At 42.8% G+C, this 17,012-nt stretch carries 17 protein-coding genes; 8 read left to right on the plus strand and 9 right to left on the minus strand.

Annotated elements, in window-relative coordinates:
• Window positions 1–78: 78 nt before the first annotated feature.
• From A3849_RS13185 to A3849_RS13195, 3 genes are all read right to left on the minus strand, one after another.
• On the minus strand, window positions 79–264 hold the full coding sequence (locus A3849_RS13185) for a hypothetical protein (RefSeq protein ID WP_074111841.1): 186 nt from the start codon (window positions 262–264) through the stop codon (window positions 79–81).
• Window positions 261–527 carry an AAA family ATPase gene (locus tag A3849_RS13190; protein WP_074111842.1) on the minus strand — a complete coding sequence of 89 codons (267 nt, stop codon included), beginning with the start codon at window positions 525–527 and terminating at the stop codon, window positions 261–263. Before A3849_RS13190 ends, A3849_RS13185 begins: the two co-directional genes overlap by 4 nt.
• Window positions 528–792: 265 nt before the next feature.
• On the minus strand, window positions 793–1,191 hold the full coding sequence (locus A3849_RS13195; RefSeq protein WP_074111843.1) for a winged helix-turn-helix transcriptional regulator: 399 nt from the start codon (window positions 1,189–1,191) through the stop codon (window positions 793–795).
• Between the two features lie 249 nt (window positions 1,192–1,440).
• On the opposite strand from A3849_RS13195, the gene A3849_RS13200 reads away from it, so the two are divergent.
• A complete protein-coding gene (locus A3849_RS13200) occupies window positions 1,441–2,028 on the plus strand; it encodes an NAD(P)H oxidoreductase (protein ID WP_074111844.1) in 588 nt (195 codons plus the stop codon).
• A gap of 349 nt (window positions 2,029–2,377) precedes the next feature.
• Window positions 2,378–2,740, plus strand: coding sequence for a cyclophilin-like fold protein (locus tag A3849_RS13205; RefSeq protein ID WP_074111845.1), 363 nt, complete (start codon window positions 2,378–2,380; stop codon window positions 2,738–2,740).
• Between the two features lie 463 nt (window positions 2,741–3,203).
• Here the strand turns inward: A3849_RS13205 and A3849_RS13210 are convergent, their stop codons facing one another.
• From A3849_RS13210 to A3849_RS13220, 3 genes are all read right to left on the minus strand, one after another.
• Complete coding sequence (locus A3849_RS13210) at window positions 3,204–3,545, minus strand: MmcQ/YjbR family DNA-binding protein (RefSeq protein WP_074111846.1); 342 nt, start codon at window positions 3,543–3,545, stop codon at window positions 3,204–3,206.
• A complete protein-coding gene (locus tag A3849_RS13215; RefSeq protein WP_074111847.1) occupies window positions 3,542–4,867 on the minus strand; it encodes a replication-associated recombination protein A in 1,326 nt (441 codons plus the stop codon). Before A3849_RS13215 ends, A3849_RS13210 begins: the two co-directional genes overlap by 4 nt.
• Window positions 4,868–4,980: 113 nt before the next feature.
• A complete protein-coding gene (locus tag A3849_RS13220; RefSeq protein ID WP_256700760.1) occupies window positions 4,981–5,742 on the minus strand; it encodes an AraC family transcriptional regulator in 762 nt (253 codons plus the stop codon).
• Window positions 5,743–6,348: 606 nt separating this feature from the next.
• On the opposite strand from A3849_RS13220, the gene A3849_RS32090 reads away from it, so the two are divergent.
• The 3 genes from A3849_RS32090 (at window position 6,349) to A3849_RS13230 (ending at window position 9,044) form a co-directional block, all read left to right on the plus strand.
• On the plus strand, window positions 6,349–6,660 hold the full coding sequence (locus A3849_RS32090) for a hypothetical protein (RefSeq protein WP_256700761.1): 312 nt from the start codon (window positions 6,349–6,351) through the stop codon (window positions 6,658–6,660).
• A gap of 51 nt (window positions 6,661–6,711) precedes the next feature.
• On the plus strand, window positions 6,712–7,329 hold the full coding sequence (locus A3849_RS13225) for a 3'-5' exonuclease (protein ID WP_074111849.1): 618 nt from the start codon (window positions 6,712–6,714) through the stop codon (window positions 7,327–7,329).
• 245 nt (window positions 7,330–7,574) lie between these two features.
• Window positions 7,575–9,044 (plus strand): carboxylesterase family protein, encoded by a 1,470-nt coding sequence (locus A3849_RS13230; protein WP_074111850.1) that lies wholly within the window; start codon window positions 7,575–7,577, stop codon window positions 9,042–9,044.
• Window positions 9,045–9,196: 152 nt separating this feature from the next.
• Here A3849_RS13230 and A3849_RS13235 read toward each other — a convergent pair whose 3' ends face one another.
• On the minus strand, window positions 9,197–9,685 hold the full coding sequence (locus tag A3849_RS13235; protein ID WP_256700762.1) for a Rossmann-fold NAD(P)-binding domain-containing protein: 489 nt from the start codon (window positions 9,683–9,685) through the stop codon (window positions 9,197–9,199).
• Between the two features lie 434 nt (window positions 9,686–10,119).
• Here A3849_RS13235 and A3849_RS13240 point away from each other — a divergent pair, with 434 nt between their 5' ends.
• Together A3849_RS13240 and A3849_RS13245 are read left to right on the plus strand one after the other, a co-directional pair.
• Window positions 10,120–10,878 carry an SDR family oxidoreductase gene (locus A3849_RS13240; protein ID WP_074111851.1) on the plus strand — a complete coding sequence of 253 codons (759 nt, stop codon included), beginning with the start codon at window positions 10,120–10,122 and terminating at the stop codon, window positions 10,876–10,878.
• 145 nt (window positions 10,879–11,023) lie between these two features.
• Complete coding sequence (locus A3849_RS13245; protein ID WP_074111852.1) at window positions 11,024–11,641, plus strand: TetR/AcrR family transcriptional regulator; 618 nt, start codon at window positions 11,024–11,026, stop codon at window positions 11,639–11,641.
• Window positions 11,642–11,910: 269 nt separating this feature from the next.
• Here A3849_RS13245 and A3849_RS13250 read toward each other — a convergent pair whose 3' ends face one another.
• Window positions 11,911–12,570 (minus strand): TetR/AcrR family transcriptional regulator, encoded by a 660-nt coding sequence (locus A3849_RS13250; protein ID WP_074111853.1) that lies wholly within the window; start codon window positions 12,568–12,570, stop codon window positions 11,911–11,913.
• Window positions 12,571–12,815: 245 nt separating this feature from the next.
• Here A3849_RS13250 and A3849_RS13255 point away from each other — a divergent pair, with 245 nt between their 5' ends.
• A complete protein-coding gene (locus A3849_RS13255) occupies window positions 12,816–13,811 on the plus strand; it encodes an aldo/keto reductase (protein ID WP_074111854.1) in 996 nt (331 codons plus the stop codon).
• A gap of 261 nt (window positions 13,812–14,072) precedes the next feature.
• Here A3849_RS13255 and A3849_RS13260 read toward each other — a convergent pair whose 3' ends face one another.
• Window positions 14,073–14,558 carry a reverse transcriptase domain-containing protein gene (locus tag A3849_RS13260; protein WP_306010705.1) on the minus strand — a complete coding sequence of 162 codons (486 nt, stop codon included), beginning with the start codon at window positions 14,556–14,558 and terminating at the stop codon, window positions 14,073–14,075.
• Between the last annotated feature and the right edge of the window lie 2,454 nt (window positions 14,559–17,012).

Here is a 17,012-nt window from a genome sequence, read left to right on the forward strand (position 1 = left end):
AGTTGATTAGGTTATTAATTGGTTTGCCTCATACTTATTCACAAAACCCGTATTTTGTACATATGTACATAGGTTTAATTATAGTTGGCGAACCGCATCTTCTGCCCAAATGTTTTTTTCTACATCGAAGCCTTGACGCTTGGGTGCACCTGGAACAGCCCACGTCCATCTCTCCTTGACCACCTTCTCTTGGGTAAGTGAATCCGTATGTATCCATCTCGCTCCAGGAGCATGATCCTGAACAACCGTATGAAGCTCGATCATGGGGAGAGACTCGTGATGTACCACACACCTGGAAAGTCATCCTGCAGCAGAATTGCTTCATTGGAGCCCTCGGACATTGCTACCTCATAGGCCCGAAGAATGGAGCTTTTACCAATATTGTTTGGCCCTACTAAAACGACAATCTTATCCAGTTCAATTGTGACTGGATGATTGCCTATTCCGCGAAAATTCTGGATGATCAATTGCTTCAGTCTTGGACGTCCTTGATTCAACGGTTCTATCGTACGCTGCTGCCCACTCATTTCTATTCCTCCCATTCATTCGTTCTTCACCTCAACAGTAAACTACCTAAAAACTACCTAATTTTGGATTTCAATCTTTTATTAGATCGGTCTTCCATTCCATTCAATGATCATTTCAACTACGAATTCGCGACATGCAAAAAAGGGACAATTCCCCTCTTAGGAAACAATCCCTTCATTAGCACGATGCATATTAAATCCTAGTTAAAGGATAAAACTCCTTCAACACGAATAGAGACGGGCTCTTTCACATGCTTTGCACCATTCACCTTCCCGTCCCCTTCTCTTCATAATCGAAGTCCTCCAAAACCTTAAACTTATCCCCGTGCACCTTCTCCAGATGATCCTCTCCCCAATAACACAGATGGTCCAGAGCAGGCTTGAGTCCCCAACCGTAGTCCGTTAACTCATATTCCACTTTGGGAGGTATCTCCGAATATACCTTGCGCTGCACAATTTCGTCCTTTTCCAGACCTCTGAGCTGTGTAGTCAGCATCTTCTGCGTAATGTCCGGTATCAATCTTCGAAGCTCTGACGTGCGTTTCCGTCCGGTCATCAAGTGGTAAATAATTAAAGGCTTCCATTTTCCGCCCATCACTTCCAAGGCAGCTTCCACGCCTACTTTATATTTCTTTGGAGCGATCGTTTTTCCATGTTCCATCATTTTTTAACCCCTCCATAATTATCAGGCTGTATCCAAGGTGAAAACATAATCTTCTTGCTGCTCAATTTCCATTATTTAAGCCCATTTAAAGGCATCAATTTAGGGTACTTTAATGTTCCTATGGTACTTTATTCTTCCTATAGATACTCAAAGTGCGTACTTCCAGATATTTTGATACCTGTTTATAATAGCATCAGTCATTAATTTATGGCTACAAAACCGTTATCCAGAAAGGTAGTGAAAGATAAGATGAATGTACTTGTTGTAGTATCCCACCCGAGAAAAAATTCCCTGACCTTCCAGGTAGTTGATCTTTTTGTACAAGGTCTTGCCAAGGCAGGTCACAGTTATGAAATATTGGATTTGTATGGGATTGGGTTCGACCCGATTCTTCGTGAAATGGATGAACCGGACTTTACCCAAGAGAAACAGGTGTTCTCCCCTGAGGTTGAAACGGAGATGGAGCGATTGAAGAAGCACGATGCTATAGCTTTTGTGTTTCCTCTCTGGTGGTATCATATGCCAGCCATGTTGAAAGGATATGTAGATCGTGTCATGAACAACGAGATTGCCTACGGCGCGAACAAACTTCCTCATCAGCAGATATTGTGGATCGCTCTTGCTGGTATGACAGAAGAGCAGATGCATAAGCGTAACTATGGGCAATCGATCACCAATCTGCTCAATGTGGGTATTGCCGATTACTGCGGCGTGTCCCAATCGCGGGTCGAGTTTTTATACGATACGTTGGAAGCCAAGCCTGAGCATTACGAGGCCCTGCTGAACCAGGCGCATTACTTGGGAGTGAATTATGCCAACGATCCTTCGACGCTATAATATTTGATTTAGAAAAGAGTGAGAAATAAATAACGTCTCGCATTTTGTATTGTTTAACGTAATGCTGAATAAAAACTAATTGTTGTTGAAGCAGGTTCTGGAGTTGAGTTCGGAAACCCTCTAGTTTAGTAGCGTTTTTTGATTTCTTAATGCTTAGTCGACTGTGTCTAACCCCGACAAAGAACCGGAAACTTAATATACTTATGCAAATATTTACTTCTAACATGAAACGGCATATGCTGCTCGATGAGGCGTTCCGGATACTCAAACCCGCGATCTTGGGCGGCTAAGTCGGCACCGCCTGCTCAACGAACTGACCCACCTCACGACGACACGAAGGAGAATGCACATGAAGGTCCTTATTACCCTGCCCGCCGGCGAAGCGACCGGCGAGATCGAGGACACCGCCCCCGGCCGTGACCTCATAAGTCTGTTACCGCTCACCCTCGACATGTACGACCTCTTCGCACGGGAAAAGCCGGGCCCGTTACCGCGCGAACTCGGCGGCGTCACAGAAACCATGCTGACCTACACGGTCGGTCAGATCGCCTACTGGCAACCCAGCTACGACATCGTCTTCTGCTTCGCTGATGACGAGAACAACAACGAGATCCCAGAGCCTGGAATCGTCCACCTCGGCACCATCACCAGCGGACTGAAACACATCGCCTCAGCAGGCGACTCGTTCAAACTGACCATCGAGAGAGCCTGAGCGGCAGTAACCTACCGCAAGGACGAAGGGCCGCCTAGATAGGACAGCCTTCCAGCTCTAGGACCCTACTCTGGCGGTCACCCCAGGCCTTCGAGTCTGATCGGGTGAGCCCCTCTAAGGGGGGCGCGATCGCGCGCCAAATCGCTCTTCCTCCTACATCATTACAGGAATGGCTCCTAATAGTATATTAATATTATCCAGTAAGAGGTTTGCCATCCCATGGTTAAACAAGATCAAAAAAAGACCAGCTCAGTGGCTGGACTTTATGAAGACCTATCGAGCCAATTAAATTTTCATATCCCGGGCATCATACACTAACATACACTTTTGAATACGTTACTCACTTATACACTCAACCATCTTCTGATGAAAATCCACCTCAAAACATTGAAATTTTCCATTAAAATCCCAGAAAAGAGAATCATATATTCCATTGTTCCTGCATTGAACGTATCTATAAGAGTTACTTTTTCTCTTTACGTTTGGGTTTCGTTAGGTCAAAACTATGTTTTAGCATATCGTGAAGATCATCCTTCGGAAGGTTTCCATCTAAGATGATCGTATTCCAATGTTCTTTACTCATATGATATCCGGGCTTAACTTCTTCAAATGCGTTTCGAAGGAAATCAGATCGATCAGGATCACATTTCAAGTTAACGCAAAGATGACCATCCTTTTCAAATATTAACGCAAAGATCTTCTCGTTTCTTTTGTGGCGTATAGCTGTCCAACCATCTCCAAAAGGGTGATCCTCATACGAGGCTGGATAAGACAAACAATATTCTACGATTTCTTCTAATCTCATTTTGATTTCTCCTTCTGTTTATACCATGCTGCAATCTCTTCCATCCTTTGTTTAATTTTAGATTCAGATCCCTGTGTTGTCGGATGGTAATATTCGCGTCCGATCAGGGAGTCTGGCATGGTCTGCATTTTTGTTAGCTTTTCTTCTGTGTCATGGGCGTACTGGTACCCTTTGCCATAATTCAGCTCTTCCATAAGCTTCGTTGGAGCGTTCCGAAGTTGCAAAGGAACAGGTTCACTCATGGAGTGTAAGGCGTCTTTTTTCGCATAGCGATAAGCCAAATAAGCAGAATTTGATTTGGGAGCCAGGGTCAGATAAATTACGGCTTGTGTTAAATGAACATCACACTCTGGCATCCCTATAAATTGACATGCTTGAAACACCGAAACAGTGATTTCCAACGCCCTATTGTCTGCCAAACCTACGTCCTCACTTGCAAACCTAACGAGTCTACGAGCGATAAATAAAGGATCTTCACCTGATTCCAACATTCGTGACAACCAATAAACAGATGCATTCACATCACTATTTCGCATGGATTTATGCAATGCAGAAATGATATTGTAGTGTTCCTCTCCATTTTTGTCATACAATAGTGATTTCCGATGAATGATTTGAAGCAGCCCTTCTTTGCTAATTTTAATAGCTTCATCTTGTTTCTCTCCATTTAGTACAGCCATTTCTAAGGTGTTTAATGCAACCCTGGCATCGCCATTTGAATATTCTGCGATAGCAGATAGTACGCCCTCTTCAAAACAGATCTTTTGATCTCCGTATCCTTTAGGATCCAAAATCGCTTTTTCTAATAATCCAACAATATCTTCACTGCTTAATTGATGAAGGACAAATACTTTACTCCGAGATAGTAAGGCAGAGTTAATTTCAAACGACGGATTTTCGGTTGTCGCGCCGATGAGAATAATGCTTCCTTTTTCCACATAGGGAAGAAAAGCATCCTGTTGTGCCTTATTAAAGCGATGAATTTCATCGATAAAAAGAAGAGTTTTCTCCCCTAATTGCCTGTTTCCCTCAGCTTCCTTCATTACATTCCGGATATCTTTAATACCGCTAGTTACAGCACTAAAATCAATAAACTTAGACTTGGTTTGATTGGCAATAATTTTAGCTAGTGTTGTTTTGCCTACACCTGGAGGACCCCAAAATATCATAGAAGACACTTGATCATTTTTGATCATATCTTGCATCACTTTTCCAGGGCCAAGTAAGTGTTTTTGTCCCATAAAATCTTCCAACGATTGAGGACGCACACGATTAGCCAACGGTCGATCATGTTCATTATCAAATAATGTTCCTTGTATCACAGTATCACTCCTTTTTGAAGAACAAATGTGTTTCCTTAAACTCTATAATGTTGAACCAAGTCCTTTTAGATGTGTTCTTCAACCATGTACTTTAGGCATGATAAAAAATATAGTTAAAGGTTTTTCTTTCGGAATTCCACAGGCGTACAGCCTATTTCCCGTTTAAAGAATTTACTAAAATGTGTAGTTTCTTGAAAGTTAAGCTTTTCTGCAATGTCGCTAATCAAGTAATCTGTATGCATTAACAAACGCTTAGCTTCGAGACTAATTCGAGCTGATATGAAAGCTTTAGCACTTGTTCCAACAGCTGCATCTGTAACCCTTGTTAAGGTTTTTTCTGTGCAATTTAAAAGGGCAGCATAGTCACTAACATGATTTAATTTGGCATAATTTTTCTCTACTAATTCTTGAAATTTCAAAAACTTTTGAGAGACCTGAGAAGTAGAAGGGATTTTTTTTTGTTTATGAATTATGTTGAGCCAAGTTACGAATGCATAAAGCTGAAACCGTAACAACATATGAACATCCTCTTTGGCTACTTGAATTAAAGAGTCTTGCACCATTTGCTCAATTATAGTGATTGCTCGATCCAGCTCTGTATTATTTAAAGTTAAATGATTAGGTGTTCTTCCAATACCAAACTTTAGATTTAGTTCATTCAACGTAAGTGAACTAGGAAGAAGGAATTCCTCACGGAATAGAATAACCCATCCGTCCCAGTTTTCATCTTGTCCAAAATTATGGACTTGTCCAGGTGTTACTACTATCAATGTTCCCTCCTTACAAGGGATGGATTCAAAATCAATCCATTGAGTACACATTCCTTCCGTGACACAAATGAGCATATAAAATTCATAACGATAAGTGATTTTCATACTATCCTCTGGTGTTCGCTTTTTGAGAGAAGATACGCTAAAAATCTCCAGATCGTATGGGTAAGAAAACACTGGTTTATATTTAAGAGGTCTTATATTATTTTCCTGTTTGAATGAATGAAATATTACACGAACCTCCTTTAATAGTATTTGTTAAATTGCAATGTCCGTATAGTATCATTAAATTTCCCGTTTTTACCTTCATCAAATCTTATAAATGACCTAAAATGATCATACCATAATATTGTGATGAAACAAACCAATATTGGGTAGAAGTAACATGTAATCCTAATGAGAGATACATTAAAGCCAATGATTAGTAGGGTTATGGGATTTTAGTGGTATGTCTTAACTTAATTAGATCAATTAATAACTGTTGTGTTAGTGTCTCAGCAAAGCAGCATATATTATCCCTAAATTAAATTTTCACGTTACTTGAAGTGATTGATCCGATAGCTCTTTAGATTAATTGAGCATCAGCACCTAAAATAAGGGAGGCCAACATGCAGGTTAATAGCATAACAGCAAAAAAAATCTTAACTGAAATGAAAGGAGATTCTACTGTTGGTTTCACACATTCATTAAATCCTTATAATGGTTGTGCTTTTGGATGTAGGTATTGCTACCCAAGCTTCCATTTCGCCGGTACTTCCATTCACACCCGATTTTCCTAAAACACTGGAGTCCATCGTTGATCGCATCTACATCGACACACTTAACATTGGAGATGGAACAAGGGGGAAACGTTCCGAGCGCTTAGGCATGGCATTTTTATTTAGTGAGAACGAGTTGTCTGGATGGTATCAAATGGATATTCATCTTAGAGTGGAAAAGTATTTTAAAAAGTTCTTTCCGGAAGAAATGATATTTATTTCATCCGATAAAGTTTATCCCTTAAAAGGAAAAGTATTTGAATAGGCGGTTTCTATCCTACTTTTAAGGTATAGGAAGATAAAGGAGATTGAACTCTTGAATTTTACAGCAATTGATTTTGAAACTGCAAACTTAAACCGATCGAGTGCGTGCTCTCTGGGTTTAGTCCAAGTTAGAAATGGGATTGTAACTGGTGAATATGAATGGCTAATTGATCTACAACAGCCTTTTAATCGAATGAATATCGCCATCCATGGTATTACACCTTACATGGTTGACAAGCAACCTATATTTAGAGAACTATGGACAACCATTGAACCATTAATATCCGGAGAAATTATTATTGCACATAATGCTGTTTTTGATATAAGCGTATTAAGGTATTGTTTAGATGCCGCTAAAAAAAACTATCCAGAGGTACAATATTTATGTACGTACAGAATTGGGAAAAAGCTGCTAAAAGAGCTTTCCTCCCATAAATTAAATATTATTTCTAACCACTTCGGAATTAGCCTAAATCACCATAACGCACTCGATGATGCCCGGGCATTCGCCCAAATTATGTTAAATTTAACGGAACAGCAAAAGGAATGTGATCCGCTGCATTTTGCGAAATCGCTGGGATTTCAGGCGGGATCGCTGTATTCAGGTGGGTATACGCCTTTCAGGAAACATAAACTCAATCAAAAACAGGTAAAAAACAAAGCAGAATAGATTTGTGTAGTCTCTGGGTTTATTCACCTCCTCCCTACACCAGTCAATGAACCACATATTATCAATCATTGGACTTTTGAATAATGAATCTGTTTAACATTGCATAGAATGGAATCACTCCAAGGCCGATGCGCTTGACTGAAATGTCTTAAATATATCATCTATAGTCTGTAATTCACCTTTCCTCATTATAAATAATGACCTAAAATGATCATATTGCTTCACCTATGAAAGGAGAAATACAAATGAAACCTGACCACACCCTCAACGGAAGAACCGAACAAATGAACAACAATGATACCGCTGCCCGAGCGATCCGCTCCTGGCTGGGCATTCCCTACGCCAGCGCAGAACGCTTCCGCCGCCCCATCTTGTTACCGCTCAACCCGGATCTGCCATACGACCAGAAGGGACCCGCACCGCTGCAACCCGGCGACAATAGCTGGTTAGAGGCCGATAACGGATTAAGTGAGGACTGCCTGAACCTCAACGTCTGGGCACCGGAAGACGCTGGGGACGAATCGCTCCCCGTGATCGTCTACATCTACGGTGGCGGCTTCGAACGCGGAGCAAACACCCAGACCACCTCGAACGCCTCAGGTCTCGCCGCGACCGGTCGCGCCATCGGGGTGTCACTGAACTACCGGCTCGGCCCTTTCGGCTGGCTTTCGCTCTCCCAATACGGTGGCGCGTTCGCAGACGCCACTAACCTCGGCCTGCAGGACATCATCACCGCGCTCAGATGGGTGCAGGAGAACATCGCCCGCTTCGGTGGCGATCCTCAGAACGTTACCGTCACCGGTCACAGCGCCGGCGCGTACTCCACGATGGCCCTCCTCGCAGCGCCGGCGGCAGACGGCCTCTACCAGCGCCTCGCTGCATTCTCCGGAGGCGCATCCCGGATCGTTCCCGCCTGGTGGGCCGAAGAACTAGCGAACACGTTTCTCGCTGAACTCGGCATCGCGGACGATCCCGAACAACTGCTCACCATGGATGGGAAGCTCCTCGCCGAGACGCTCATCAAGGTTAGCCCACGCGACATCGGTGACCGACACGGTATCGACAACACGACTATAGGCATCGTGAACGACCACTCTCAGACCGGGGCCATTCTTGCCGACACTCCGCTGCGTGTCCTCGAATCCGGGCGTCACCGCGACATCGACATTCTCTTTAGCACGGCGACGAACGAGGCAGACTGGTGGGTCATCAATGCGACCGAGAAGTTTGACCCAGGAAGCATCGACAACCTTGTTGATGAGCTGGTAACGAAGTCGCGGATCCCCCGAAGCCGTGCCCGGCGCATCGTCGCCGCCTACGACGTTAACGGACGCACTCCGGTCGAGGTCCGCGGGGCGCTCTTTACCGACTACTTCTTTACCCTGCCCGCAGCCCGTGCGGCACTCGCCCACTCCGCAGCAGGCGGCAACGCCCACCTGCTCGCCGTTGGCCCTGTCGAGGGTGCGCCTGCCGTACACGGCACGGAGATGTACGGCATCGTCGGCCAGCAACTCCCCCGACATGGCGCCGAGCAAGCCATCCGGGACACCTTCGTCCGCGATGCCCTTCTCGACTTCGCCGCAGGCAACCACGACCGGCTTTGGAACTCCGTGACCACGGAACCCATCTCACATGGCATTGGTAACTCATCAGTCGACCCCACCACCCATGCGGCCGAAGTCCTGCGTACCTTCGCGGGCATAGAACGGACCTGAGTAGTTCCAGCCGCGCACGGGGTAGTTTACTAAGTTTCAAGCTTTATTTATTCAACTAACCCCCGTTAGAGCTTAATGAGTTTACGGGTAAATACCGATTAGGTACATGCCTAATCGGTATTAGGAATATGTTCTTGTCATCCTTTTAATTATTATTTGATAATTTGCATGATTCCTTTAGGAAAAGTGTCCTCTGCCTCTGTTTTTTTCTCATACAGATTGTACCAAGCTTCTGCCACTTGATCAGGATCAAAACTTGTGCCCTGCTTGATTAAAGGACTAATAGATAAATGGCCCACAAATACTCCAAGAGGAAACAAACACTCGTGTAAACTAAGAATATAGTTACGGAGTCCTGACATGGCGATACCTGAATTTCCAAACATCGGACTTGGACTCATGGCGGAAAGATCACTTGTGAAAAGAAGCGCACCTTCACCCCGTTCTGTCATTTCTGGAATGACTTGTCTGGCTGTATTTATAGCTCCAATGACAACATTGTTGAAAAATTGAAGTGCGCTCTCATCAGTCGTTTCCAGAACAGATGTTGTAGTAACATTTCCACTATGCGGGCTAAACTCCAAGACATCGATTGTACCGAACGTATTCTTAATTTCTTGAAAAGCCCTGATAAGTTGCATGTTCTTGAAACGAGTGCGATACGAAAACCGTTTCTTCCAAAAGTCTTGGCTAGCGAGAAGCCCAGACCAGGTCCTGCACCGATAATAACCATTGTTTTCAATTTATACTCACCTTTCACAGAGATATTTATTTTCTTGATACAGTCCATATTTACACTTAAGTAACTTCTCTACTTTTATATACGCATCAGTAGACCTTCATTGAATCGACATCTTGGATTTGTCCTTCCAACAAGGTTTGAAGCAGTTTGCGTTCACGATTCGAGTCGGAAATCTCCCCAGAGGGATACTTCTTCCTCATTTGAATTCACTGTCTCCTGTCAACGTAGTGATCTTATCACACATCAATAAAAATATAAAGTTGAGTTACTTGACTTTGGTTAATCCCGCACTTATATTTGTTCTTGTAAGTATCTTGCACTGGAGGTTTTAGCATGAATAGACTTAAAGGTAAACGAGCACTTATTACGGGCGGCACCAGCGGAATTGGCTTGGAAACGGCCAAGCAATTTCTGTCTGAAGGCGCTGAATTGATTGTCACCGGAGTAACCCCTGCAAATGTAGAAAAAACGCAAAAAGAACTAGGAAATCAAGTCCTTGTGCTTCAGGCAGATTCCAGAGATCTTAACGCCCAACGTCAATTGGCAGAGCGCATTGAACAACATTTCGGTAAGCTGGATATTGCCTTTTTAAATGCAGGTGTATCCGACTGGCGTCCATTCGAGCAAATTGATGAAACAAGCTTTGATCGCTTATTTGCCATCAACGTAAAAGCTCCATTTTTCTTAATGCAGGCGCTGGTTCCCGTAATGGCGAACCCCTCCTCTGTCGTCCTGATGGGATCAAACAGCTCTCATGCTGGATATGCAACTTCTAACGCTTACGCGGCTACTAAAGGTGCCATTTCCACCCTGACCAAAGCCTGGAATTCTGACTTATTGTCGTCTCACGGAATTCGCTTCAATACTGTAAGTCCTGGACCGATTGATACGCCGCTTTACGATAAGGATAAGCTCGGCGTATCTACTGAAATTCAAGAAATGGTTATGAACGGCATTCGTGATAGCATTCCAGCCGGGCGCTTGGGTACAGCCAAAGAGATTGCCAGTGCTGTTGTCTATCTGGCTTCGGATGAGTCACGCTTCACCATTGGCGTTGATTTAGTTCTCGATGGCGCGCAAACCATTCTTTAATGTGTGTGTTAGTCCTATTGCTGTTTAAGCCCTCCGCAGGTGCTTAGGCAGCTTTTTCTTTTAGAATGCGGTCAATTGTTGTATAGTACAAGAGAGGGTGCCAACCCCTCTGATAGGACTTAAATCCAACTTTTGGAGTGGAAATATGGGAACAAAATCAACTTACCATGAACGTATAAAGGAAGAAAAAAGGGCATGTGCTATTGCCGCTGCAGAAGAACTGTTTTTTGAAAAAGGGTATGCGCGCACCACGTTAGCTCAAATTGCAAAACTTGCTGGTCTCTCTACAGGAACATTGTTCAATCATTTCCCGACCAAGGAATTGATCTTCGAAACCATCGTCAAGCATTTTTGGGAACTTGATCCCGAATGGGACTTCCCACCGGTACTAGGCTCTCCCTTGCAAGGATTAATAAAGTTCGGACGAGATTACGCATGCGTGCTGACTCGTGATGGAATGGCTCCTTTGTTTCGGGTCGTCATTGCAGAGGCCAAGCAGTTCCCTGAGCTCAGTCTTTTTCATTATAAATTGGGTGAAGGTACTGTTCATCAAAAATTGACGCAATATTTATGTGATGAAGTTCAATTGGGTAATATAAACCTACCGGATGCGGCAAAAACAGCCAACGAATTTATGAGTATAATTGCCGGGCAGGTGCTATGGCCCAAAATGTTGCTGCTTGATTTCAGTATCTCCCGAGAGCGGGCTTTTCAAATAGCGGACGAGGCTGCACATATGATAATAAATAATTATGCTCGCTAAAACAGACGAATACGAGTGATCTCCTATAATGAGATTCCCTCGTATTCGTCTGTTTTACGTTCTAGTCTTAAACGTACTTTGTTTAAAAGAAATGAAACTGATTATTGATCTAATCAACCATTTATGTAATAGAAGAAAAGGAGAGAAGCGGAACGCCCTGCTCATGTGCCACATTGTGTAGCCGGGCGTTTTATTCGCGCCTTTTATGCTTCTAATGGATCATTGAAAATCTATCATATGATGCCCAAATTATTCTAAATTGCTAGAGTTTAATATAAGTTTTTTGAGATTTTTTGCGCCATATACTCAATTTTAGGAATCATCAAGTTGTCATCTATCATTTTAATTTTATCAGGTTTAAACAACTGAATTTTTTTTAGATTGTAATAGTCAAGTAGCACTTCATACACGGTCAAATGGTTCTCCACCAAGTACTTTACATCTAAAATGTTTCTTAATATCTCATCTTGCATAACGATGAGCCTACCATCAATCTTATTAAAAAAACCCTCTTTTATTCCTTCATCATAAAAAGCTAATTCCTGATATTCTCGTTGCTTCATGGATTCTTTTAGTTGCTCATAGTTCTCAGGATAACTACTTTCAAGATCCTTTAGGAAAATGTCTGTGAAGAACTCTTTTAATAAGATTGTTTGTTCAAATGTTTGCTGAAATCGCTGAACAATTACTTGGTCAGCGTCAGAATCTTCAATAATTTCGTGGATATATTCTACACAAAGACTCACAATAAACGTTATGATATCTTCTTTGGTAGAGAAATATTTATATAAAGTGGCCCTGCTTATATCCATGATTTTTGCGATTTCATCCATTTTCAGACTTTGAAATCCATTTTTTTTAACGTACGTTAACAATCTGCTAGTAAGTGTTATCCTCATATTATGTTGTTTTTCATTCTGCCGTTCCATCTAAGCGCCCCCCTAATACCTTATATTATATCTCATAATCATCATCTTAAACAAACTATACAAAATAGACATTATATATACTTTTTGTTTACTTTATTTACTTCTCATGATATTATGTTTTTGTTCCTATGAATAACAGAGATGAAAATTCATATTGAACGAACTAAGATTGGATACCTTTTTAATTAGGCTTTAAACACTTAGGTGATAACAATCTAATCTTCACTATTTAAGGAGGAACAAAAATGCAAACTCGAAGTCTTGGTCAACAAGGTTTAAAAGTCTCTTCTATTGGTTTGGGTACTATGGGGATGTCAATGGCATACGGTCCTTCAAATGAAGATGAAGCAATAGCAACTATTCGTCGAGCTTATGAGCTTGGAGTTAATTTCTTTGATACAGCAGAATTATACGGATATGGAACTGGTCACAATGAACAGTTGTTGGGTAAAGCTGTAAAGGATTTTCGTGACAAGATAGTACTAGCTACCAAATTTGGATTTGACATGACAGCCGAACCACTCGGATCACGTTTTAATAGCCGTCCAGAAAATATTCGTAAGGTAGCAGAAAACAGCCTTCGCTATCTGCAAACGGATTACATTGATGTTTTCTATCAGCATATCCCAGATCCCGATGTTCCTATCGAGGAAGTAGCTGGAGTCGTTGGAGAGCTTATTCAAGAAGGCAAAGTTAAATACTTCGGTTTGAGTAACACGGGTTCAAAAACTATTCGTAAAGCTCATGCGGTTACCCCGGTTTCTATGCTTCAGACTGAATACTCCATATTTGAGCGTGAGATTGAGGACAACGATATACGCATGACTTTGAATGAACTGGGTATAGGTTTAGTGCCTTACTCTCCTTTAGGCAGAGGGTTCCTAACAGGTGCTGTTAAACCGGCTCAAGAGTACGCCGAAGACGATATGCGTCGTCACGACGAGCGTTGGCAAGGTGAAAACTATATCTATAATCTACGAGCAACGGAACAACTTAATAAAATGGCTTCTAACAAAGGTATTTCTGTAGCCGAATTGGCACTAGCTTGGCTTCTCGCCCAGGGAGAGGATATCGTCCCAATTCCGGGTACACGAAGTGCTAAGCGGGTTGAGCAAAACGTTGCTGCTGCTAACGTCAATCTTACAGAGGCTGATCTTCAACGAATTAAAGAAATCCTCCCACACGGGTCAGCCGGTAGTCGGTATCCTGCCGCAATGATGGAGAGTTTCACAAGAGATTGATTATTTTGTTTATAGAATATTAAACTAGAGTAAAGGGCTGGATTTAAACCAGCCCCTCCTCATCAAACCGTACGTGAGGTTTTCCCTCATACGGCTTTCAGATGTTTGTCATTCATGGGCATGCAGATTACAATAGCGTTTTTAATCCATACATGTTGGCAATATACTTAACCTCAGGTAATGAACTCATCCATCTCCCGCGTTGTCTCTTCTTCGCGTACCACCGGGTTAATCGCTGCAGAATATACCAATCCAGTTTCGCTAATCTCTTTTTCTGTAGTTCGTGTAGTAATAATTTCTCCATCCCTGAATCTTTGGATTGAGCCATTTCACCTGTTCCGCGAACGATTTTGCTCGCATGCCGGGTGGTGCTAGTCTTTCTTTGACCACACCACGAATGCGCTCCTCTGCCTTCTTCGTTAGCCACTGTTGCGTGGTATAGTACACTTTCCTTTGAGACGTTTCTGCTTTCGTTTTTCGGTGGTGCATCCCTAAAAAATCGAATTCTTCGTCTCCTGTCCATAAGCCTACAATGCGGGTTTTGGTCGGGTGTAGGGTTAACTCTAGACGTTCCATGATTCTGCGTAGAAGTTCATACGCATGTTCCGCGCCCTTTTTGGTTTTGCAGACCACCACAAAATCGTCTGCATACCTTGTCAGTTCTCCCACTCCACTTCCGTGTTTCTCCCACAATCGGTCAAAGTAGTTCAGATAGATATTCGCCAACAGTGGGAGATATGACACCACCTTGCGGTGTCCCTAAATCAGAGCGCCGTACGTTTCCTTCTTCCATGATTCCCGCTTGAAGCCACTTCCGTATTAACTTCAAGACCCTCCTGTCATTGATACGCATTTGTACCAATTTCATGAGCTTCTCTTGATTAATGTTGTCGTTAGTAATTAGATATTTATTGAATCGGCAATAAGACAATGTTCTTGTCCGTTGTCGGCAATGGATACATGTTCTTGTCCTCTTACATTTGTTGGTGTCTGTCCAATGACACAAAATTGCCTACATAAATGACACAAAGTCACCTACATTATCCTTCAGATTCTTAAACCGGAGCCGTACCGCCGGCACACGACCTGCTCCTTGTTGTTCCGGACTATTGGATTGTTACTGCTGCCGGTCGGCGGCAACCAGGATGCTCTTTTCTTTCAGATCTACAGCCGGAGCCATGCCGCCCGGCGTGTGACCTGCAGCTGCAGGTCCGGAAGGCTGGATTGCGACTGCCACAGGTCGGCTGCATCCAGAATGCTCTTTTTCTTCAGGTCTGCAGGCGGAGCCGCGCTACCCGGCGCGCCCTGCACCCCGTGTCAAAAGAAAATAATGTATTAAACCGAAATTATAGTGTTAGAATCGGAAAATAAAGTTGTAGACTGGTGGCAGTTTTAGACTACCTCAGAAACCCTTCTAAATGCTTTCCCGGCTCTTGTACACACTACCTGTCACACTAAGAAGACACTCCGCAATGGGCGCACCTAACACGGTAATCTAATACTTTATTTTTTCTGAACATTATCTATTCGGCAATAGTTTCAAGTACTTGTTATCAATCGGCAATGAGTCCAAGTTTTTGTCCTGGAGCAAGGGACAAAAACTTGGTCCCATAAAATACAAAGCCCGCACCTAGGCGGGTTATTATGTAACTACGTTCTTGTCTACCGTGAATCTATTGAGTACAAATCTTGCTCAATAAAGCCCGGGATTCTGCGATAGTCCAACAAAAAATTAAGTACCACTTTGGGTAGATTTTCGGAAACAACATTCTCATAGCCACCAAGTAGTGGTGTTCCTGTGTTGGTCAATTCTGCAAATCCATGGGGATTTGCCCTGAAACCATCTATCTGATAGTCATAACCATCATAGTGGAATGGGACGAATTCACTATCTTTTCTTGTTCGAATATAGATAAAGCCTTTATGATCCAGAACACTCAATGTCGGATACGTACTGCTCTTAAAATTTATTCCCGCTTCAGGGAAAAGCGCTCTAAGGTACCGGCAGTTGGCATATCCGTTAATCCATACAAGCGTATTGTGGCGCAACTTCGACTTGTACTAATCTCCAAAGTATCGCCTATCACAGCATCAAATTCCTCAAGGCTGGCGCATCGTTGCTTATGTGTTCGAAAGGCCTGTGGCTTGTGGAATTCTATTATTTGTTGAATTGTCGAGTATCCTTCCAAGACTCTTGGTAACGAGTTCCTCTATTACATTATCAAAGGAGCTCTCATAATCCAATCAACATCTTCAAATACTTCGATGTAATCATCTATGGTATCGAAAAAGCATATAGTGCTCGAAGGTTGGTTATTTGTGGTATATTCATGGACCATGATAGGGCCATGTTCCAATTTCCAAACCGTATGAATACGAGTAACTCTCTTTCCCTCGTGTATGAATTCCATATCAATATGTCTAATTGCCCGTTTGCTGTGCAATTTATCGCTTTCGCTGATGATAATTGGATACTTTATCATTTGTAAAAAACCAACCCCTCCCCGTTTTTTTAAAAGCAGCCAAACTACATACTGGTAGCCGGACGAAAAGATTAGATGCCGTATAGATCGTAATGAGTTAACACGATATTTTCTTGTAAAACTAAATTTGTTGCTTAGAGTTCCCGAACTTACCAAAGAAATGTCCTCTTCCTTTATAAGAAGGGTAATAACATTAAGGTTTGACCAATACTTTAAGCGCCTCAGGCTTGTCCATGGCGCGGTAACCTTCCGGCACGTGGTCCAGATCAACGGTTACGTCGAAAACACGGCTAGTTTCATCAGTTCCGTTCAAGATGTCTGGAAGCAAAATGTCCATGTACGCACGTGTCGGCGCCGGACCGGTATTGAAAAAGCAACAGGGTCTTTTCGGTTGTTGCCGAAATGTTTTCAAAAGAATTTCAGAGAAAATTCAGCATAAAAAAACTAACAAACAGCCTGAATAATCATCTTATTTCAGCTATCCTGCCGTTCAACTGAAGTTAGTTATCTGAGAACTGATACATTGGTAGGTTCCTTAGCGCGATATCCTAGTACTATCTACAGTGTAGCTGCTAAATTGGATTAGAAGTGGCGCGAAGCAATCTGCTTCAGATATGGCTACAATCAGCAATAGTACAAAGTTCTTGTCCCTTGCTCAGGACAAGAACTTTGGTCCCTTAAAACAGAAAACCCGCGCTGGGCGCGGGCACTTATGGGA

The organism is Paenibacillus sp. P46E, from assembly GCF_001909095.1.
In the GTDB taxonomy this organism is placed as follows: domain Bacteria; phylum Bacillota; class Bacilli; order Paenibacillales; family Paenibacillaceae; genus Paenibacillus_AQ; species Paenibacillus_AQ helianthi.